This is a genomic window from uncultured Roseobacter sp., assembly GCF_947501835.1.
Lineage (GTDB): Bacteria > Pseudomonadota > Alphaproteobacteria > Rhodobacterales > Rhodobacteraceae > Roseobacter.
The window spans coordinates 282,984-302,625 of the sequence record NZ_CANMXR010000001.1; the positions used below are offsets into that span (position 1 = coordinate 282,984).

Consider the following 19,642-nt stretch of genomic DNA (forward strand, 5'->3'; position numbering starts at 1 on the left):
GAGGCAGGCACTTCTACCAAAGGGCAGTCAATGGAAAACCTACGCGGCGCGACCTTCATGGTCCTGGCGATGCTCGGCTTTGCAATCGAGGACATGCTGATCAAATTCCTCGCTGTTGAGCTGCCCGTGGGGCAGATCATCGGCATGCTGGGACTGGGCAGCGCGGTGCTTGTCGGACTCCTGCTGATGCTACAGGGTCAGGCGCTTTTCACCCGCGCGATGCTGACACCCGTCATTGCGCTGCGCGCTTTTGGCGAATTGGTCGGCACCTTAGGCTTCGTCACGGCCATCGCGCTCACGCCGCTCTCTTCGGCCTCGGCCATCCTGCAGGCGACGCCGCTCTTTGTGACCCTTGGGGCTGCGCTTTTCCTACAGGAAAAAGTGGGCTGGCGGCGCTGGTCGGCGATCATCGTGGGATTCTTTGGCGTACTATTGATCATCCGCCCGGGCATGGAGGCCTTCGACTGGCTCTCGCTCTTTGCCCTGCAGGGGGTTATCGGGCTTGGCATCCGCGATCTGGCCACACGCCGGGTTCCGCAGGAGACATCCTCCTTGCAACTCAGCTTCCTGGCCTTTCTCGTGCTGATCCCCTCTGCAGCACTGCTCATGTGGATCAACGGCAGCGCGCTGGTCACCGTCAGCACCGCCAACTGGGTTTACCTGATCATCGCGCTGCTCATCGGCATTGTTGCCTACTATCTCATCGTCGTTGCCATGCGCATTGGTGAGGTCAGTTTCGTCACCCCCTTTCGCTATTCGCGCATCATATTCGCGCTCGTCGTGGGCATTGCGGTCTTCAATGAAAACCCGGACCTCTGGACCCTGACAGGCGCCTTCATCATCGTGGCCTCCGGCCTCTATACCCTTTGGCGGGAGGGGAATGTTCGCGCTAACAGCGCCTGACCCTTTCCTTAACGTCCACGGCCCGCTATGACGCGCATAACTGGTATCAAAGGAGCCCGACATGAGCACCATCATCGACATCCACGCCCGCGAAATCCTTGATAGCCGGGGCAACCCGACGGTGGAGGTCGACGTGATCCTCGAAGATGGCACCATGGGCCGCGCTGCGGTGCCCTCCGGGGCCTCCACGGGCGCCTATGAGGCGGTGGAACGGCGCGACGGTGACAAGGCGCGCTATATGGGCAAAGGCGTGCTGGAAGCCTGCGCCGCGGTCAATGGCGAGATTGCCGAGGCGCTGGTGGGGATCGATGCGACCGAACAGGTCGACATCGACACAACCATGATCGAACTGGATGGCACCGACAACAAGGGACGTCTGGGGGCGAATGCCATCCTTGGCGTTTCCATGGCGGCAGCGAAGGCGGCGGCGGATTACTGCACGCAACCGCTCTATCGTTATGTCGGCGGCACCTCGGCGCGGGTTCTGCCGGTGCCGATGATGAACATCATCAATGGCGGTGAACATGCGGATAACCCAATCGACATTCAGGAATTCATGATCATGCCGGTTGCGGCGGAGAACATCCGCGAAGCGGTGCGCATGGGGTCCGAGGTCTTCCACACGCTGAAAAAGGAACTCTCCGCCGCGGGTCTCTCTACCGGGATCGGCGACGAAGGAGGCTTTGCTCCGAACATCAGCTCCACGCGGGATGCACTTGATTTCATTTTGAAATCTATCGAAAAGGCCGGGTACAAACCGGGCGATGATATCTATCTCGCAATGGATTGCGCGGCGACAGAATACTACAAGGATGGCAAATATGTCCTGACAGGCGAAGGCAAGACCCTCAGTTCCGAAGAGAACGTGGCCTATCTGGCCGCTCTGGTGAATGACTATCCGATCATCTCCATCGAGGACGGCATGTCCGAAGACGACTGGGACGGCTGGCATGCTTTGACCCAGGCGCTGGGGGATCGCGTGCAGCTTGTGGGGGATGATCTCTTTGTGACCAACCCGGCGCGTCTGGCCATGGGCATTGAACGCGGGTCGGCCAACTCCATGCTGGTAAAAGTCAATCAAATCGGCAGCTTGACAGAGACGCTTAAAGCCGTGGATATGGCCCATCGTGCAGGCTTCACCAACGTGATGTCGCACCGCTCCGGCGAAACCGAGGATGCGACCATCGCTGATCTGGCGGTGGCCACAAACTGCGGTCAGATCAAAACCGGGTCGCTGGCCCGCTCGGACCGGCTGGCCAAATACAACCAACTTATCCGCATCGAGGAAGCCCTCGGCGAGACGGCCGAATACGCCGGGCGGTCGATCCTGCGCTGATGGGGGCGCTACGGATCCGCCCGGCGGAGATGCCGCGCGACCTGCCGGATGTACAACAGCTGTGCTGGGACTACCGCGACCACCTGCTGAGCTGTGGCCCTGAAATGCAGCAGCTGGTCGAGGCGTTCTATCCGGAGGATGTCTACACTGCGCTGATGGACGCCCTGCCGGTCAAGCACGCGCGCCCATATGGTACGATCCTTCTGGCGGAGCTGAATGGCGCCGCCGTAGGTTGCGGTATGTATCACCCGCTCAATAAGCAAGATGCTGAAATAAAACGTGTTTTCGTCGCAGAAGCGGCGCGCGGCACGGGCGCGGGGCAAAAGCTGTCGCAGGCCCTGATCGATCAGGCCCGCGCAGATGGGTATCGCCGCATCCTGCTCGACACCAACAAGACCTTCACGCCTGCGCGCGGGCTCTATGAAAAGCTTGGATTCGAGAACCGGGGCCCCTATTCCGAATTGCCCCCCGGCACGGCGGAGTATTTGACGTTCTACGAACTTATCCTGTGAACCGCGCAGGCCGGTAGGGCGACAGCAGCGCCAGTTGCGTATTGCTGAGCGCGCTTTCCATCACCTCCGCTGCGGCCAGTTCAGCAACCAGGGGTGCAAGCGTCGCGCCGGAGTGCATGACCGTCACGTAAAGCCCCGCCGGCCCGCAGGCCCCGATCACCGGTAACCCATCCTGCGGCACCGGTCGAAACGCCAGCGTCACCTGATCCCAAGCGACCGGGCGTCCAATCATGGCTTGCACCCGCGCCATAGTCCTGTTGGCCAGCGCATCCGGCGGCTCTGGCGCGGTGTCGCTGTCGTCTCCTTGATGCCCGGCGGAGGTGGGGGCCAGCAAATGGCCCTGCGGCGTCTGCCGCAGTTCCTGCCCTGAGCTGACAAGAACGTGGCGCAGCAGAGGCGGTAGCGGTTCGGAACGTACGATCAGACCGGGCCGCGACAGCATCGGCACCGGCACGCCCATCTCGGCCATCAGCCGCTCCGTCGCGACCCCGGCGGCGACGATGACCTGATCCGCTGTCAGCCTTCCAGCGGCGGTTTGAACGCCAGTGGCCTTCCCTGCGGCCTCCAGCAGTCGGGTGACCGGCAGTCCCGCGACGACACGAACACCCATCGCCGCGCCCGCCCGCAGCGCCTCTGCTGCCAATTGGGCCAGATCAACCGCTCCTTCATCCAGAAAATGCAAGGCACGTGGTGGGGCAACGACCGACGGCTCCAGCTCGGAAAACGCCTGTGCGGAGACCTCGGAAACCGCATATCCCAGCGCTTTCAAAGCCTTGTGCTGTTCATCGAGGGCATCCCCCTGTGCTTCCCAGCACAGGCACCCCGGCCATCTGATCGCGTCGCTTTTCAATTCAGCAGCAAGGCGGTGATGCGCCGCGATCGCGGCCAGGCGCAGGTTGAAATGATCCTGATCGACATAAAAACTGGCGTTGATCCATCCAAAAGACGCCCCCGAGGCTGCACCCGCAGGCTGACCGGCGTCAATCACCGTGACCTCTGCGCCACGTTCCGCCAGCCGGAAGGCGGTCAACGCCCCGATGATGCCGGCCCCAACGATGATCACTTTCATGACGAATGCCCCTTGGCCCTCAGCTATCGCAAGATTAACCTGCGCCCATGACAGCACAAGAGATCATCGCGCATCTGCGCCTCTCGCCGCATCCCGAGGGCGGACATTTTCGGCAGACATGGATTGCCGAAAATGACGGGCGGCCCAGCGGCACCTGCATCTATTTTTTGTTGGCCGCTGGGGAATCTAGCCATTGGCACCGGGTAGATGCCACCGAAATCTGGCTTTACCACGCGGGTGCACCGCTGGTTTTGTCGATGAGTGCTACGGATGAGGGCCCGGCAACCGATCACCTGCTGACCCCGGATTTGTCAAAGGGTGCACCACAGATCATCGTGCCCAAAGATCACTGGCAGGCGGCGCGCAGCACCGGCGCGTATACTCTGGTCAGCTGTACCGTCTCGCCGGGCTTTCAATTCGACGGGTTTACGCTGGCAGACAAAGGGTTCGATATCCCACGCGGCTGAAGCCCCCTGCGCGTCTCCCCCGCTCAGACAGCGATGTCCGTCGCCTTTGGCCAGCTCACAACACCGCCGCCCACAGCGGCCCGCACCCCGGTGGTGCCGGGACAGGATGTCGGCAAGCCCCGCGCAACGCGCACGGCCAGATAGGCGAAGGCCTGCGCTTCCAGCATATCACCGTCCAGCCCCACGTCCTCCACCGGGGCAACCGGGCAATCCAGCGACACCGCGAGCATTTGCATCAGCACCGGATTGTGACGCCCGCCGCCGGTGACCAGCACCCGCGCGGGCGGCTGCGGACAATGCTGCATGCCTTCGGCCACCCCTGCTGCACACATCGCCGTCAGCGTCGCCGCGGCATCGGCATCATTCAGCTCGGCCACCAGGGCGACCATCTCCGAAAAATCATTTCGGTCCAGAGATTTGGGTGGCATTTTTGAGAAGTAAGGCTCTGCGAGGAAAAGCTCCAGCGCGCCCTGCTCTACCGTGCCGCGCCGGGCGATTTCACCCCCCTTGTCAAAGGCCAGCCCCTGGCGCGCCTGCAGCAGATCATTGAGCGGCGCATTCGCCGGACCGGTGTCAAAGGCCAGAAGCGCGCCGGGCTCTTCCGGGCGCTCAAAGGACGGATCAACATAGGTCAGGTTGCCCACGCCGCCGAGGTTCAGAAAGGCCACGGGATCAGTGGCGCGAATGTGTTTGGCGCAGGCGAAATGGAAAAACGGGGCCAGCGGCGCCCCCTCGCCCCCAAGTTCCACGTCTGCGGAGCGGAAATCCCAGACCACCGGACGCCCGAGCGCTTCGGACAGCCATGCGCCGTCACCCACTTGCAAGGTGCCCTTTGTGCGCGGAGCATGGGCCAGCGTCTGGCCGTGAAACCCTACCAGATCGACCTCGTCATAGGGCTCAAGCAGGGCAAGATGCGCCTGCTCCACCACATCGGTGGCCGCCTCCACCACCTCCCCGGACCACTGCCCCAATGCGGTGCGCAAAACAGCCTGCTCCTCACCGGAATAGCTGCGGTAGGATGTGCGCCCAAACCCTTCGATCCGGTGCCCGTCCGTCCTCACCACGGCCGCGTCCACGCCATCCAGAGAGGTGCCGCTCATCGCGCCCAGTGCCGTGAGGGTGCCCGTTTTTTCGATGGCCCTTTTCAAAGCCTTTTCCTTTGTCTGCTCACCGCCTATAGAGTGGGCGCAATTCAAGCCGAGAGCAAGCAAGATGACCTATCACCCCAAATCGGATTTCCTGAACGAACTCAGCAGCCGCGGCTTCATCGCCGACTGCACCAATCTGCAGGAACTCGACGAGCGGATGGTGAAGGGTGTGGTGACCGGCTACATCGGCTTCGATCTGACCGCGACCAGCCTGCACATTGGCAATCTTGTGCAGATCATGCTGCTGCGCTGGCTGCAAAAGACCGGGCACCGGCCGATCACCCTGATGGGCGGCGGCACCACCAAGGTCGGCGACCCCTCGGGCAAGGACGAGATGCGCAAGATCCTCTCGGTCGATCAGATCAATGCGAACGCCGAAGGCATCCGCAAGGTCTTCTCACGCTATATCTCTTACGGCGACGGGCCGCTGGATTCACCGCTGGTCAACAACGCCGAATGGCTTGACCAGTTGAAATACATCGATTTCCTGCGCGACATAGGGCGGCATTTTACGATCAACAGGCTGCTGGCCTTTGAGAGCGTAAAGTCGCGGCTGGACCGCGAACAGGCGCTGTCCTTCATCGAGTTTAACTACATGTTGCTGCAATCCTATGACTATCTGGAACTGCATCGCCGCTACGATTGCCGGTTACAGATGGGGGGCTCCGATCAATGGGGCAACATCGTTTCCGGCGCTGATCTGATCCGCCGCGTTGACGGCGAGGACGCTTACGGGTTGACCACGCCGCTGGTCACGCGCGCGGACGGCAAGAAAATGGGCAAATCCGCCGAAGGCGCTGTCTGGCTGAACGAAGACATGATGTCGCCTTATGAATTCTGGCAGTGGTGGCGCAATGTGGCGGATGCCGATGTCGGCAAATTCCTCAAGCTTTTCACCGAACTGCCGGTCGACGAATGTGATCGATTGGGCGCGCTGCAAGGAGCCGAGATCAATGAGGCCAAGGCGCGGCTCGCGGGTGAGGTCACGACGCTTTTGCACGGGGCTGATGCCGCCGCGGCGGCTGAAGCAACGGCGCGTGAGGTGTTTGAAAAAGGCGGGGTCGGTGACGATCTGCCCACGTTGACGCTGAGCGCGTCAGACCTTGGTGATGGTATTTCCATTGTGCAACTGATCGTGAAGTCAGGCCTTGCAGGCTCAGGCAAGGAGGCCAAGCGCCTGATTGCGGAAAACGGCGCGCGTCTGGATGATCAGCCGCTGACCAATGCCGGGCTGATGATCGACGCAGGTGCGCTTTCCAGCCCGATCAAACTCAGCGCGGGCAAGAAGCGGCATGCCTTGGTGCAGCTGGCCTAGAACCAGAGCCACTCCACCAGCGACAGGATCGCGAAGACGGGGATGGACATGCCGGTCGCGATCAGGAATGCGGCGGTCTTTGTCATGCGGGGTGCGGGGGCGGCAACGCCTTGAACAGTCTTTTTCATGTCACCCATTAACCGGCAATTAGGTTTATACCCGGTTAATGGGCGACATGTTTGATGCCGCCCCCACCGCCGATCCGATCCCCCTCCAGCAAAGCGATGCCTTTGAACGGACGCTGCGCGCCTTGGGCCAGCCGGTCCGGCGCCTGGAGGATGGGACCCTGGCGGTGCACCGCAGCTTTGGCCCTCTGCCGGTTCACATGATCAGCAGACCGCAAGCCGCATCGCCCGAGGCTCTGTTGACCGCTGCAAAGCGCCTGGGGTCAAGGGGGCCGGTCATCCTGGCGCCGGAGAGACCCCTGCCGCTGGACAGGATCGGCGCGCTGCCGCTGGTCAGCCCCAATACGGTCGCCCGGTTGGAACTACGGCCCGACCTTGGGACGCTGAAGGCGAAGCTGCATCAGAAGTGGCGCAATCGGTTGCGGCATGCACAAAAGCAGGACCTGCGGGTGAAACGACAGAACATGCCGGATGATCCCGGGCATTGGTTGTTGCAAGCCGATGCCTTGCAGCAAAGTCAGCGTCGGTATCGCAGTTGGCCTACGGCTCTGACGCTGGCCTACGGGCGCGAGAACCCCAGCCAATCCAAGCTCTTCACCGCCTTTTGGGGCCGCGAACCGGTAGCCGCCATGCTGATCCTGCGACATGGAACGACAGCCACCTATCACATTGGTCACGCGCGCCCCTCGGGCCGCATTGCATCCGCGCATACGCTGCTGATGTGGGAGGTGATCTGCTGGGCGCAGAAGAAGGGGATCGACCACTTGGAACTGGGCCTGATCGACACCGAAGAGGGCCAGGGGCTGGCCAGGTTCAAGCTGGGCACGGGCGCGCGGGCACACCGGCTGGGGGGCACCTGGGTCTGGTGGCCGCCGATGAGCAGGCTCTTTGCCCCTATCGCCCGTCTGGACAGAGGGCTGATGCGCGGCACCTAGACAGCTCACACCCGCCATGATTAAATGAACATGCGTTCAGATCAGGGAGAACGGGATGCACCTCAAGGAGACAGCTGCGATCATCACAGGGGGCGCTTCCGGTCTGGGCGAGGCCACCGCACGGCATTTCGCGGCGCAGGGCGCACAGGTGACACTGCTTGACCGGGACGCGACGCGCGGCGCGCAGGTCGCCGAGGAGACCGGCGGTCATTTCGCGCAAACCGACGTCACAGATGAAGCATCGGTGCAGGCGGCCATCGCGCTGGCCAAGGAGCGTATGGGCGGGATCAGCGCCGCGGTCAACTGCGCGGGCATCGCGGATGCCATCAAGACCGTGGGCCGTGACGGGCCGCATCCATTGGACGCGTTTCAGCGCACCATCGACATCAATCTGGTGGGCACATTCAACGTCGCGCGCCTTGCCGCAGAGGCGATGCAGACCAACGACGCCGCACCGGATGGCGCGCGCGGTGTCATTATCAATACCGCCTCCATCGCGGCCTTCGATGGTCAGAAAGGGCAAACCGCCTATGCGGCATCAAAAGGCGGTGTCGTCGGGCTCTGCCTACCGATGGCGCGGGATCTGGCCAAGACCGGCATCCGCGTGATGACCATCGCCCCGGGCATTTTCATGACGCCGATGCTCGCGGGGTTGGGGGAAGAGGTGCAGGCGCAGCTCGCCGCCGACGTCCCCTGCCCGCCCCGGCTTGGCGATCCTGCGGAATATGGACGCCTTGCCGGATTTATCGTCGAATGCGGGTATCTGAATGGCGAGGTGATCCGCATCGACGGCGCATTGCGCATGCGCTGAGTTCAGGCGGAGGATTTCTCTTCCAGCGCCAGCCATTCCTCTTCCGCTGCGCTGAGCAATTCATGCCGCGCCACCAGCGCGTCGGTCGCTTTCTGAAATTTCACCGGATGATCGGTAAAGAGGCCTGGATCGCTCAACAGCTCTTCCAGCTTGGCAATCTCGGCCTCCAGACGCTCAATCTCCGCGGGCAGCGCGTCAAGCCGGTGCTTCTCGGTGAAACTCAAACCGGACGTTGGGGCAGCTTTGGGCTTTTCCGCCCCACCGGAGGATTTCTGCTTGGCCACGCTGCCCGCAAAATCATCCTGACCGCGCTGGCGAATGTAATCGCTCCACCCACCGGCATAAACCGTCGCCCGACCGTCACCTTCCATCGCGATGGTTGTCGCGGCCACCCGGTCGAGGAAATCCCGGTCGTGGCTGACCAGCAACACCGTGCCGTCATAAGTACCCAGCAGTTCCTGTATCAGGTCCAGCGTTTCCACATCGAGATCATTGGTCGGTTCGTCGAGCACCAGCAGGTTGCTGGGCCGCGCCATGATCTTGGCCAGCAGCAAACGCGCCTTTTCGCCGCCCGACAAAGCGCGCACCGGGGCCCGCGCCTGCGCCTCGTCAAAAAGAAATTCCTTGAGATAGCCCACCACATGTTTGGGCGTGCCGCGCACCATGACCTGATCCGCCTTGCCGGAGACGCGCATATCGGGATCGCCGGTCAGGCTGTCCCAAAGGCTCATCTCCGGATCCAGCTGCGCGCGCGCCTGATCAAAGAGCGCCAGTTCCAGGTTGGTGCCCAGCTTGACCGTACCCGCATCCGGTGCTTCGCGACCAATGAGCATGTTCAAAAGCGTCGTCTTGCCCACGCCGTTCGGCCCCACCAGCGCAATCCGGTCGCCGCGCTGCACGGTCAGGGAAAACGGCTTGAGAATGGATTTCTCACCAAAGGTTTTGGAAATCCCCATGGCCTCAATGACCTTGCGCCCGGATTTTGGCCCCGCATCCAGCGCCATCGCCGCTGTGCCCTGCCGGTTGATCTGAGCGCTGCGTTCGGCGCGCAAATCCTGCAAGGCCCGCACGCGCCCCTGATTGCGCTTGCGCCGCGCCGAAATCCCCTCGACAGCCCACCGCGCCTCCGCCTTGATCTTGCGGTTGAGCTTGTGTCGCTGGCTGTCTTCCTCCGCCCAGACCTGATCGCGCCAGGCCTCGAAATCGGCAAATCCCTTTTCCTGCCGCCGCACCGCGCCGCGATCCACCCAGAGCGTCGCACGTGTCAGCGCCCGCAGGAACGCCCGGTCGTGGCTGATGATGATATAGCCCTTGCGGCTTTGTTTCAGCTCCTCTTCGAGCCAGGCAATGGCCTCAATATCCAGGTGGTTGGTGGGCTCATCCAGCAACATCAGATCGGGGCCACCGGCCATCAGACGTGCCAACGCCGCGCGCCGCCGCTCCCCACCACTGGCGGTCTCAACCGGGCGCGCGGGGTCAAACTTCAGCCCCTCGCCCGCGCGTTCGACCAGATACATCTCGGACGGCTCTAAGCCGTGAGCGGCGAAATCTCCCAGCGTTTCAAAACCACTCAGGTCCGGGTCCTGCTCCATGTAGCCGACCGACACCCCCGGCCCCGGCACCACCTCGCCGCTGTCGGGCTCCACCAGACCGGCCATGACCTTCATCAAGGTGGATTTGCCCGACCCGTTGCGCCCGACCAGCGCCACCCTATCCCCGGGCTGCACCACAAGGCTGAGGTCTTCGAACACCGGATCGCCGCCAAAGGTCAGCGATATTTCATTCAGTTGGAATAAAGGAACACGTGCCATGTGCCGCAGCTATGCCGCATTGCGACAAGCGTCAACGCATCTCGTTTCTTCTGGCCCCAAATATCCCCGCCGGAGGCATAAAAGTCATGCGAGCGCGCGCAACAACCGCTTGCGTGCGGCCGGGATCGCACCGATCTCCACCCCGGTGAAGACATGCAGGGTGTTCATCTGCCGGTCCACCACCGCGTGATCACTGACCCAGCCCCCCATCATCAGATAGGTGCGCAGCAAGGGGGGCATATGCGCCATCGCCTTCTTCAGATCCGGCTTACGACGCAAGCGCGCGGCAAATCGAAACACATCCGGCGCCTTGACCCGCGGCAACCAGCGCTTGGGGGCCAGGTGCCGCGCTTTCAGCATGGCAAAGGCGTCCAGATAATTCGCGGTTTCCGTGCCCACGAAAGACGAACAGCCAAAGAGCAGTTTGACGTCGTAATCATCCACATAGGCCGTCATCGCCGCCCAGGCGACACGCAGGATGTCTGGATCCTTCACATCGGGATCAATGCAGAAGCGGCCCATTTCCACCATCCGCCCTTCGAAAGCTTCCAGCGCAGAAAGTTCATAGTATTGTGCGGAATAGCTGGCGCCCACATCCGCGCCGGTCAGATCCAGCATCCGAAAGGTGCAGACCAGCGCGCCGCTCTGGGCATCTTGCACCAGAATATGGGCGCAGCGCGCATCAAAGCCGTCCGCGTCTCGGGCACAGTCCAGCCCGAAACAGCGCGCCCGCAATTCCTGTGCTGTCAGAATGTCATCCGGGTCCGTTGCGATGCGTGCCGCGTAGCGTGGTTTTCCCACCATGATCCTGGCTCCTTCTGCCCGCTCCACGGGGTCGCAGCCCTTCTATACCACCGTTTCTGACGGCAGCATGACAGGTCAGAAGTCCAGATCACCGCCGCCAGGTGTGAAGCGCCCGATGTTGCCCAGAAGCTGCCGCAAGAAGGATTTATCCTTGACGCTGGAACTGGTCACCCGGCGCGCCAGCGGCACGACCTGACCTTTTTCCAACCCGAAACTTTCAACATTGGAGACAATACCACCGGAATCGAAACTGATGGCAACGACCTCGCGCTCGACGACTTCCGGGGCCAGCATGGCAAAGGTCCGCACCCGACTGCGTACGAAATAGATGTTGCCCTCGTCGGTGACCGACCGCGAGGAGGCAGAGCCCAGCGTTTCCTCGACACTCGCGCGGGTATCGATGCCCACAACGATCTGCTCCAGATCCTCGGGCGGCGGCACATAGCCGTGATCGCGGTAGCGCCCGTCACAGGCCGCGAGCGTCAGACACAATAGCGCCATGGCACCCCAGCGCGCGCCTCTGAGGCTCCTGCCTTTTACCGTATTCACCGTACCCATAACCGCTGCCCTCTTGCCCTTGTGCTTCGTGGCTTTTATCCCGCTTACACCATGCACTGCACATGGTTCAAGAAACGAAAGCATCAGATGTCCAAGCAAACCCCTCCCAACCCCAGCGCCCTGCGCGTGGCCGACCTCAACCAAAACAGCGCAACCGCCTTTGCGCTGCGCCCTGAGGCCGAGGCGTTGAAAGCCATTGCCGCGGAGCTGGAGCTGCTGGGCCTGCGCAAGTTGTCCTTTGCCGGTGACGTGACGGCGCAGGGGCGCTCTGACTGGCATCTTTCCGCAAAACTGGGCGCGACGGTGATCCAGCCCTGCAGCGTGACGTTGGAGCCGGTGACCACGCGGATCGATGTCCCGGTCACCCGCCGCTATCTCAGCGATTATATCGAAGAGGACGCGCCCGAGGTTGAGATGCCCGAGGATGACACCTACGAGCCCTTGGGCCATTGGATCGATCCCGAGCAGGTGATGATCGAAGCGCTGGTGCTTGCCCTGCCGCTCTATCCGCGCAGTGACGGCGCAGAGCTGGGCGAAATGGTCTATTCCGAACCCGGCATTGCACCGATGCGGGATGAGGATGCCCGCCCCTTTGCCGGGTTGGCATCGCTGAAGGATCAATTGTCCGATCCTGATAAGGACAAGGGCTGACGCACTTGGATCACATTCCAGTTGATCGCGCCAAAAAACGCCTTGCGCTGCCGATTTTTCTGAGTATTTTGCGCCGCTCACCCAATTAGGGTTGGACAAGGCGTGGGCTTGGGCCTAAACGCACGTCACACCCGGCTGATGGGAATAGAATTGAAACTCGGCCCCGCGCTCCGATGCGCCCGGCCCCGAATGACAAAAGGCCCAAGACAATGGCTGTTCAACAGAACAAAGTCTCCAAATCGCGCCGCAACAATCGCCGCGCGCATGACGCGCTGGTTGCGGCAAACCCCAACGAATGTACCAACTGTGGCGAGCTGAAACGCCCGCACCACGTTTGTGCTGCCTGTGGCCATTATGACGACAAAGAAGTCGTGGCGCTCACAGAAGAGATTGATCTGGAAGACGACGCGGCCTAAACCTTTCCCTTAAACAATAAAGGGCAGAGGTTTTGGGGGCAGTCGCACTATGACGGCGCAGACCGATCAGGCACACGCGAAGGCCAGACGCATCACAATATCCGTAGATGCGATGGGCGGGGATGAAGGCCCCGCCGCGGTGATTGCAGGGTGTGACGTGTCCGCCCGCAAGAATTCTGACATCCAATTCATCCTGCACGGTCCCAAATCGGAACTCTCCGGTTTGGTGGACCGCAAACGCGCGCTCGAAGGCCGGGTGGAAATTCGCGATGCCTCGGATGTGGTGACGATGGATGACAAGCCCAGCCAGGTCGTGCGCAACGGCAAGGACACGTCCATGTGGTCGGCCATTGAGGCCGTGCGCGAAGGCTCCGCCACTGTGGCGGTTTCCTGCGGCAACACCGGCGCGCTGATGGCGCTCTCGATGATCCGCCTGCGCAAGCTGCCGGGCGTCAATCGCCCCGCCATCGCAGTGCTCTATCCCTCCTCCAACCCGCAGGGCTTCAATGTGATGCTGGATGTCGGCGCCGATGTGAAAGCGGATGCGGACGATCTGCTGCGCTATGCGCTGATGGGGATGTCCTATGCCCGCAACGGTCTGGATTTACCGCGCCCGCGTGTCGGTTTGCTGAACGTCGGCACCGAAGAGCACAAGGGCCGCACCGAACTCAAGGAAGCCTATGACCTGATTCGCGATCAGCGCGATGTGGCCGGTTTCGAATTTGTCGGCTTTGTCGAAGGCGGCGATATCTCCGGCGACATCTGCGATGTGGTCGTGACCGATGGCTTTACCGGCAATGTGGCCATCAAGACCGGCGAAGGCACCGCGAGCCTGATCGGCGACCGCCTGCGCGAGGCCTTCAAGTTCTCGCCGCTGTCACGGCTGGCCTCGCTGCTGGCCTATACCTCGCTGAATCGTCTGAAAAAGAAGATCGATCCGCGCCGGGTGAACGGCGGCGTTTTTCTGGGCCTGAACGGCACGGTTGTGAAATCACACGGATCGGCAGATGCTACAGGCGTATCTGCGGCAATCAAACTGGCCGCGCAACTGGCCGATATCAAATTCACGGACAAATTGGCCGCGCGTGTCGCCGCCCTGCCCGCAGAGGAGAGCGAAACATGACCCTGCGTGCCGTTGTCAAAGGTGTCGGTCACTATCTGCCGGAACGCGTTGTGCCAAACGCGGAGTTCGAGGCGACACTCGACACCAATGACGAATGGATCCGCGCCCGCTCCGGCATCGAGCGCCGCCATTTTGCCGCCGAGGGGGAGACCACCTCGTCGATGGCCAGCGCTGCGGCGCGGGCCGCGCTCAAGGACGCGGGCCTGACGGCGGCGGATATTGACGCGATCATCGTGGCCACCTCCACCGCGGATCTGACCTTTCCCTCGGCCGCCACCATGGTGCAGGCCGACCTAGGAATGGATCAGGGGTTCGCCTTTGATGTCCAGGCCGTCTGCGCCGGGTTCATCTATGCGCTCAGCAATGCCAATGCGCTGATCCTCTCCGGTCAGGCCAAACGCGTTCTGATCATTGGTGCGGAGACGTTCAGCCGCATCATGGACTGGACGGATCGTTCAACCTGCGTGCTTTTCGGCGATGGTGCGGGCGCATTGATCCTGGAGGCGCAGGACGGCACAGGCGGCCCGGAGGATCGCGGCATCCTCTCAACCGATCTGAATTCCGACGGGCGCCACAAGGATCTGCTTTATGTGGATGGCGGCGTCTCGACCGGCACCACCGGCTATCTGCGCATGCAAGGCAATCAGGTTTTCCGCCACGCTGTTGAAAAGCTCGCCTCAACCGCAACCAAAGCCATGGAACGTGCCGGGGTTGCGCCACAGGATGTGGACTGGATCGTGCCACATCAGGCCAACATCCGCATCATCCAGGGCACCGCGAAAAAGCTTGGCCTGCCGATGGAAAATGTCGTGGTGACCGTGCAGGATCACGGCAATACCTCTGCGGCATCGATTCCCCTGGCGCTCTCCGTGGGCCGTTCGCGCGGCCAAATCAAGGAAGGTGACCTGATTGTCACCGAGGCAATTGGCGGCGGACTGGCCTGGGGGGCGGTTGTTCTGCGCTGGTAAGGGACTAATTTTGCCCAAACTGCATCCGCCAAGCCATTGATATTGACTCTGAAAATCCCTCTCCCCTATGGTTGCTGAAAATCAACGGGGGGACAACCATGTCGGAAAAGACTTTGACGCGTATGGATCTGAGTGAAGCAGTGTTTCGCGAGGTCGGATTATCTCGCAATGAAAGCGCGCAACTGGTTGAATCCGTGCTGGAACATCTCTCCGAAGCGCTGGTCAAAGGTGAGCAGGTCAAGATCTCTTCCTTTGGCACTTTTTCGGTCCGTGACAAATCGGCCCGCATCGGTCGCAACCCCAAGACCGGCGAAGAGGTTCCGATCAATCCCCGGCGGGTGCTGACCTTTCGCCCCTCTCATCTGATGAAAGATCGCGTGGCAGACGGGAACAAGTCCTGATCTGATGGCCAAATCGCCCGATGCTTTTCGCACAATCTCGGAAGTCGCCGACTGGCTGGGCGTGCAGGCGCATGTGCTGCGCTTTTGGGAAAGCAAATTCACCCAGGTAAAACCCATCAAACGCGCGGGGGGCCGCCGGTACTACCGCCCGGCGGATATGCTGCTGTTGGGCGGGATCAAGAAGCTGTTGCACGATGACGGTTTGACCATCAAGGGCGTGCAAAAGATCCTCCGCGAACAGGGGATGAGCCATGTCGCGGATCAGTCGCAGGCGCTTGATGACCTGACCATGGCCGTCATCGAGGGCAGCACGGCTTCGGAGACACCAAAGGCCGCGGCCAAACCGGAGCCTGAAACAGTCGCGGTCGACGATACCCCCGATGACACGGGCGAAATGCTTCAGGCCGAGGCCTCGTCTATCGAGGCGGAAGAGGACGTCGATGACGCGAGTGCGCCAGCGCCGGAGATAGAGGCTTTGCTCTCTGACGACGCTGAGGCGGACGAAGCTGAGGTCGCGCCCGAGGCGGAACCTGCGCCGGAAGTGCGTCCAGAACCCGATGTAACGCCTGAGCCAGCCCCCCCGGCGGCTGCGGAGACACCGCCCGAGCCTGACCCGCTCCCCGAAGAAGCACACGAAACACCTGAACCTGAAACTGAAGAAGAACCTGCCCCAAGCGCCCCTGTTCCAGAACCGGAATCGATCAGCGATCCGGAACCGGAGCTTGTGGAAACCAGCCCGGAGGCGGCAGAGGTTGCAGAACCAGAGCCCGCGCCCGAAGACCCGGCACCCAAAGAAGAAACCGACGATGCGGAGGAGGTTGACGCGGCGGCGTTGCCCAGCTTCATTCGTCGACCGCTCGCGGAGCCGGAATCGGATGCGCCCGCGCAAGCAGAAGCGGCCCCAGAAACGCCGCCAGAAGATGCCGCACCAGCCGAACAACCTGAACCGGAAACCGCGGAACCAGAGGTCGCGGCAGGCGATGATGCCACTGCTGAGCAGCCCGCGCCAGAGCCTGCAGCAGAAGACGCCGCTCCGGCAGAACCGGCGCAGCTGAAACCGCGCGTCATAGACCTGCCGGATCTACCGGTGGAGGCGGATCTTCCAGCCGCACCTTCGGCGCTCTCTGCCGTGGCACGAGCCAAATCGCTGGCCGCCAAGGACCGCGATGCCGCCAAGCCGCTGCTGGCGCAACTGATCCGGCTGCGGGCCAGCATGGCGAACCCGCGCAAAGACACCCACAAAGACTGACAGATGGCACTTCCCTCTTGTCTCGGCCCTCAGATCGGGTATGAAGCGGCTCATGTCGGGCTATGGCGCAGCCTGGTAGCGCGTCCGTCTGGGGGACGGAAGGTCGCAGGTTCGAGTCCTGCTAGCCCGACCACTATCCGACATATGCCAAGTGCCCGCGCGCGCCCCGCGCGGGCCTTTGCGCATTCAGGAGAGACGATATGAGCGGTGTCCTGCCGAACCAACAGATCAGCCAGATGATCGACGACAGTCAGATCGCGTCGAAGCGCCCGATCATTGACGCGCAGATCCAGCCCGCCAGCCTTGATCTGCGCCTGGGCACAACGGCCTACCGGGTGCGCGCCTCCTTTCTCGCAGGCCTCGGTAACCGCGTTTCCGACCGCCTGAAGGAATTCAAGATGCACAGCGTCGATCTCTCGGACGGCGCCGTGCTGGAAAAAGGCTGCGTCTATGTGGTGCCGCTGATGGAATCACTAGCGCTGCCAGAAGACATCCAGGCGGTCGCCAATGCCAAAAGCTCCACCGGGCGGCTCGATCTGTTGACCCGCACCATCACCGATGGGGGCACGGAATTTGATCGCGTGGCCCCGGGCTATTGTGGCCCGCTTTATGCAGAGATTTGCCCGCGGTCTTTCTCGGTCCTGGTCCGGCCCGGCATGCGGTTGAACCAGATCCGCTTTGGCGATGGTCAGGCGGTGCTGGGGGACGACGCCCTGCGCGCGCTGCACGCGGAGACGCCCCTGGTCGACGGTACGGCGGTGATCGACGATGGCTTGGGCTTCTCCGTCGATCTGCGCCTGCCCGACACGACCCTCGTGGGGTACCGGGCCAAACCGCACACCGGTGTCATCGATCTCGATCGCATCGACCACTACGCGCCTGCGGAATACTGGGAAGAAGTGCACAGCAGCAACGGGCAGATCATTCTGGACCCCGGCGCCTTCTACATCCTTGTCAGCCGCGAGGCGGTGACGATCCCGCCGGAATATGCCGCCGAAATGGCGCCGTTTCTGGCGATGGTGGGGGAATTCCGCGTGCATTACGCGGGCTTTTTCGACCCCGGTTTCGGGCATGATGCCGCGGGAGGTGCCGGATCACGCGGGGTGCTCGAAGTGCGCTGTCATGAGGCACCTTTCGTGCTGGAACACGGTCAGGTCGTTGGCCGTCTTGTGTATGAACGGATGGCCGAGGTGCCCACACAGCTTTATGGCGCGGGAATTGCCTCCAACTACCAAGGCCAGGGCTTGAAGCTGAGCAAGCATTTCCGGTCCGCCTGAGCGACACCTCTTACCTGCGGGTGATGCGGCCCATCATCTTGGCCGCGCGGCGCGTCTGATGGGCGGCGCGTTTGTTCTGCTGGCGCTGTTGCGGGCTGGCCGGTTCATCCGCCATATCGGTTTGGGGGTTTTTCCCGCGTCCCATGGATGCGGCCTTGTTGATCCCCATATTGATGCCCTTATTGACCAAACGCCGCGTCAGCTGGCGCAGGATCATGTTCAGAATTCTATCCATTATCTCGCCCTTTGGATCTTTGCCTCGCGTATACTATAGCACCAATTGCGGCAATTTTCAGGGCAAAGCCGGTTAATCCTCGAAAAGCTCGCTCTGTCCTTCGGTGCTTTCGTCTTCCCCCTCCTCCTCAGGGCCGGGCAAACCCGCACCGGGCGGCGGACGGTTTTCCAGAAGACCCGCAGCCCGCAATTCCTTCAGGCCCGGCAGATCACGCGCATTTTCCAGACCGAAGTGATCCAAGAACTCCTGCGTCACCACAAAGGTCACAGGCCGCCCCGGTGTCATCTTGCGGCGCCCGAACCGGATCCATTCCATTTCCAGCAGCTGATCCACGGTGCCGCGGCTGACGGAAACGCCCCGGATCTCTTCGATCTCGGCGCGCGTTACCGGCTGATGATAGGCGATGATGGCGAGGGTTTCGATGGCGGCACGCGACAGCTTGCGCGTCTCGACCGTTTCGCGCTGCATCAAAAACCCCAGATCGGGTGCGGTGCGCATCGCCCAGGCATCGCCGATCTTGCACAGGTTTACGCCGCGCCCCTCATAGCGTTTGCGCAAATGCACCAACGCTTCTGCCGGGTCCGACCCATGCGGCATCCGCGCAGCCAGTTCACGCAGGGAAATCGGCTCTGCCGTGGCAAAGAGAATGGCCTCGACCATGCGCTCCTGTTCGCCCATCGGGGGCGCTTCAAACAGGCTTTCTTCGGTCTCTTGCGGGGCGTCTTCGGTCACTGTGGGCTGTCCCTTTTGCGCAGCTGAATGGGCGCGAATGTCTCTGACTGGCGGATTTCCAGATGGCCTTCTTTAACAAGCTCCAGCGAGGCCGCAAAGGTCGCGGCCGTGGCTGACCGGCGGCGCGCCGGGTCCAGCTCCCAGCCTTCCGGGAGGTAGCTGGAAATATCCGTCCAGTCGCCGGCAAAGCCCATCAAACCGCGCATCCGTTCCAGCGCCTGTTCCATCGTGAACACGGCATCGCGGTCCATCACAAAGGGTCGGAAATCGTCACGCGTGCGAATGCGCGCATAGCCCTGCATCAGGTCCAGCAAGGTGGCGGTGTATTGTATCTTGCGGGTGCGGGTCACCTCATGCGTCTGACCGCGCGCAAAGAAATCGCGTCCCAGTCGGTCGCGCCCCATCAGCCGGGCGGCGGCATCACGCATCGCCTGCAATCGCTCAAGCTGGAACGCCAGATGGGCGGCCAGTTCTTCGCCAGAGGGGCCCTCTTCGGTGGGATCGGGGGGCAGCAACAGGCGCGATTTCAAGAACGCCAGCCAGGCCGCCATCACCAGATAATCCGCCGCCAGTTCCAGCCGCAGCGCCTTGGCACGTTCCACAAATGCCAGATATTGCTTGGCTAGCGCCAGCACGGAGATTTTGCGCAAGTCCACCTTCTGCGTCCGGCTCAATGTCAGCAGCAGATCAAGCGGGCCCTCAAACCCATCGACATCGATGATCAGCGCTTCGGCAGCCAGCCTGTCAGCGACGGAGATCGTGTCTTCTTCAAAGGGGTCTTCAGCCATGCACCATA

The 19,642-nt window shown here is 62.0% G+C and carries 23 protein-coding genes and 1 tRNA gene; 15 read left to right on the forward strand and 9 right to left on the reverse strand.

Translation table 11 applies throughout. The features are described from left to right. The first annotated feature begins 30 nt into the window (after positions 1 to 30). The 3 genes from Q1A20_RS01360 to Q1A20_RS01370 all read left to right on the forward strand — a co-directional run bounded on the left by Q1A20_RS01360 (position 31) and on the right by Q1A20_RS01370 (position 2,751). Positions 31 to 903 carry a DMT family transporter gene (locus tag Q1A20_RS01360; RefSeq protein WP_299404380.1) on the forward strand — a complete coding sequence of 291 codons (873 nt, stop codon included), beginning with the start codon at positions 31 to 33 and terminating at the stop codon, positions 901 to 903. A gap of 61 nt (positions 904 to 964) precedes the next feature. Next, entirely contained in the window at positions 965 to 2,239 is a 1,275-nt protein-coding gene (eno, locus tag Q1A20_RS01365) for a phosphopyruvate hydratase (protein ID WP_299915596.1), read from the forward strand. Further along, positions 2,239 to 2,751, forward strand: coding sequence for a GNAT family N-acetyltransferase (locus tag Q1A20_RS01370; RefSeq protein ID WP_299404377.1), 513 nt, complete (start codon positions 2,239 to 2,241; stop codon positions 2,749 to 2,751). The genes eno and Q1A20_RS01370 overlap by 1 nt, the downstream gene beginning before the upstream one ends. Here the strand turns inward: Q1A20_RS01370 and Q1A20_RS01375 are convergent. After that, positions 2,741 to 3,820, reverse strand: coding sequence for an FAD-binding oxidoreductase (locus tag Q1A20_RS01375; protein ID WP_299915598.1), 1,080 nt, complete (start codon positions 3,818 to 3,820; stop codon positions 2,741 to 2,743). The two genes, Q1A20_RS01370 and Q1A20_RS01375, sit on opposite strands and share 11 nt — an antisense overlap. Before the next feature lie 47 nt (positions 3,821 to 3,867). Between Q1A20_RS01375 and Q1A20_RS01380 the strand changes: the two genes are divergently transcribed. Further along, complete coding sequence (locus Q1A20_RS01380; RefSeq protein ID WP_299915599.1) at positions 3,868 to 4,287, forward strand: cupin domain-containing protein; 420 nt, start codon at positions 3,868 to 3,870, stop codon at positions 4,285 to 4,287. Between the two features lie 23 nt (positions 4,288 to 4,310). Here Q1A20_RS01380 and Q1A20_RS01385 read toward each other — a convergent pair whose 3' ends face one another. Next, the gene (locus Q1A20_RS01385; protein ID WP_299404373.1) at positions 4,311 to 5,435 is read right to left on the reverse strand and encodes an anhydro-N-acetylmuramic acid kinase; all 1,125 of its coding nucleotides are present in this window, start codon (positions 5,433 to 5,435) and stop codon (positions 4,311 to 4,313) included. 64 nt (positions 5,436 to 5,499) lie between these two features. On the opposite strand from Q1A20_RS01385, the gene tyrS reads away from it, so the two are divergent. Further along, the gene (gene tyrS / locus Q1A20_RS01390; RefSeq protein WP_299404372.1) at positions 5,500 to 6,750 is read left to right on the forward strand and encodes a tyrosine--tRNA ligase; all 1,251 of its coding nucleotides are present in this window, start codon (positions 5,500 to 5,502) and stop codon (positions 6,748 to 6,750) included. Here tyrS and Q1A20_RS01395 read toward each other — a convergent pair. After that, complete coding sequence (locus Q1A20_RS01395) at positions 6,747 to 6,878, reverse strand: hypothetical protein (protein WP_298969766.1); 132 nt, start codon at positions 6,876 to 6,878, stop codon at positions 6,747 to 6,749. The two genes, tyrS and Q1A20_RS01395, sit on opposite strands and share 4 nt — an antisense overlap. Before the next feature lie 47 nt (positions 6,879 to 6,925). Between Q1A20_RS01395 and Q1A20_RS01400 the strand changes: the two genes are divergently transcribed. Next, positions 6,926 to 7,810 (forward strand): GNAT family N-acetyltransferase, encoded by an 885-nt coding sequence (locus tag Q1A20_RS01400; protein ID WP_299915600.1) that lies wholly within the window; start codon positions 6,926 to 6,928, stop codon positions 7,808 to 7,810. A gap of 55 nt (positions 7,811 to 7,865) precedes the next feature. Next, positions 7,866 to 8,621, forward strand: coding sequence for an SDR family NAD(P)-dependent oxidoreductase (locus Q1A20_RS01405; protein ID WP_299915601.1), 756 nt, complete (start codon positions 7,866 to 7,868; stop codon positions 8,619 to 8,621). 2 nt (positions 8,622 to 8,623) lie between these two features. On the opposite strand, the gene Q1A20_RS01410 is transcribed toward Q1A20_RS01405, so the two are convergent. The 3 genes from Q1A20_RS01410 to Q1A20_RS01420 all read right to left on the reverse strand — a co-directional run bounded on the left by Q1A20_RS01410 (position 8,624) and on the right by Q1A20_RS01420 (position 11,794). Beyond that, positions 8,624 to 10,432, reverse strand: a complete 1,809-nt coding sequence (locus tag Q1A20_RS01410; protein ID WP_299404367.1) for an ABC-F family ATP-binding cassette domain-containing protein — start codon at positions 10,430 to 10,432, stop codon at positions 8,624 to 8,626. 84 nt (positions 10,433 to 10,516) lie between these two features. Next, positions 10,517 to 11,236 carry a GNAT family N-acyltransferase gene (locus Q1A20_RS01415; RefSeq protein ID WP_299404365.1) on the reverse strand — a complete coding sequence of 240 codons (720 nt, stop codon included), beginning with the start codon at positions 11,234 to 11,236 and terminating at the stop codon, positions 10,517 to 10,519. Positions 11,237 to 11,311: 75 nt separating this feature from the next. Next, positions 11,312 to 11,794, reverse strand: a complete 483-nt coding sequence (locus Q1A20_RS01420; protein ID WP_299404364.1) for an outer membrane protein assembly factor BamE — start codon at positions 11,792 to 11,794, stop codon at positions 11,312 to 11,314. An 87-nt stretch (positions 11,795 to 11,881) separates the two neighbouring features. Between Q1A20_RS01420 and Q1A20_RS01425 the strand changes: the two genes are divergently transcribed. The 8 genes from Q1A20_RS01425 to Q1A20_RS01460 all read left to right on the forward strand — a co-directional run bounded on the left by Q1A20_RS01425 (position 11,882) and on the right by Q1A20_RS01460 (position 17,879). Then, entirely contained in the window at positions 11,882 to 12,445 is a 564-nt protein-coding gene (locus Q1A20_RS01425; RefSeq protein WP_299915602.1) for a DUF177 domain-containing protein, read from the forward strand. 209 nt (positions 12,446 to 12,654) lie between these two features. Continuing rightward, positions 12,655 to 12,861, forward strand: a complete 207-nt coding sequence (gene rpmF, locus Q1A20_RS01430) for a 50S ribosomal protein L32 (RefSeq protein WP_159979744.1) — start codon at positions 12,655 to 12,657, stop codon at positions 12,859 to 12,861. 49 nt (positions 12,862 to 12,910) lie between these two features. Further along, positions 12,911 to 13,984, forward strand: a complete 1,074-nt coding sequence (gene plsX / locus Q1A20_RS01435) for a phosphate acyltransferase PlsX (RefSeq protein ID WP_298969773.1) — start codon at positions 12,911 to 12,913, stop codon at positions 13,982 to 13,984. Beyond that, positions 13,981 to 14,952, forward strand: a complete 972-nt coding sequence (locus Q1A20_RS01440; RefSeq protein WP_299404360.1) for a beta-ketoacyl-ACP synthase III — start codon at positions 13,981 to 13,983, stop codon at positions 14,950 to 14,952. Before plsX ends, Q1A20_RS01440 begins: the two co-directional genes overlap by 4 nt. Before the next feature lie 98 nt (positions 14,953 to 15,050). Next, positions 15,051 to 15,353, forward strand: coding sequence for an integration host factor subunit alpha (ihfA, locus tag Q1A20_RS01445; protein WP_298969775.1), 303 nt, complete (start codon positions 15,051 to 15,053; stop codon positions 15,351 to 15,353). 4 nt (positions 15,354 to 15,357) lie between these two features. Then, entirely contained in the window at positions 15,358 to 16,602 is a 1,245-nt protein-coding gene (locus Q1A20_RS01450; protein ID WP_299915604.1) for a MerR family transcriptional regulator, read from the forward strand. Positions 16,603 to 16,658: 56 nt separating this feature from the next. Beyond that, a tRNA-Pro gene (locus Q1A20_RS01455) sits at positions 16,659 to 16,735 on the forward strand. A 67-nt stretch (positions 16,736 to 16,802) separates the two neighbouring features. Then, positions 16,803 to 17,879 carry a 2'-deoxycytidine 5'-triphosphate deaminase gene (locus tag Q1A20_RS01460; protein ID WP_299404357.1) on the forward strand — a complete coding sequence of 359 codons (1,077 nt, stop codon included), beginning with the start codon at positions 16,803 to 16,805 and terminating at the stop codon, positions 17,877 to 17,879. Between the two features lie 10 nt (positions 17,880 to 17,889). Here the strand turns inward: Q1A20_RS01460 and Q1A20_RS01465 are convergent, their stop codons facing one another. The 3 genes from Q1A20_RS01465 to Q1A20_RS01475 all read right to left on the reverse strand — a co-directional run bounded on the left by Q1A20_RS01465 (position 17,890) and on the right by Q1A20_RS01475 (position 19,634). Next, on the reverse strand, positions 17,890 to 18,114 hold the full coding sequence (locus Q1A20_RS01465) for a hypothetical protein (protein ID WP_299404356.1): 225 nt from the start codon (positions 18,112 to 18,114) through the stop codon (positions 17,890 to 17,892). A gap of 72 nt (positions 18,115 to 18,186) precedes the next feature. Further along, entirely contained in the window at positions 18,187 to 18,792 is a 606-nt protein-coding gene (gene scpB / locus Q1A20_RS01470; protein ID WP_299405140.1) for an SMC-Scp complex subunit ScpB, read from the reverse strand. Between the two features lie 50 nt (positions 18,793 to 18,842). Then, positions 18,843 to 19,634 (reverse strand): ScpA family protein, encoded by a 792-nt coding sequence (locus Q1A20_RS01475; protein WP_299404355.1) that lies wholly within the window; start codon positions 19,632 to 19,634, stop codon positions 18,843 to 18,845. Positions 19,635 to 19,642 lie beyond the last annotated feature (8 nt).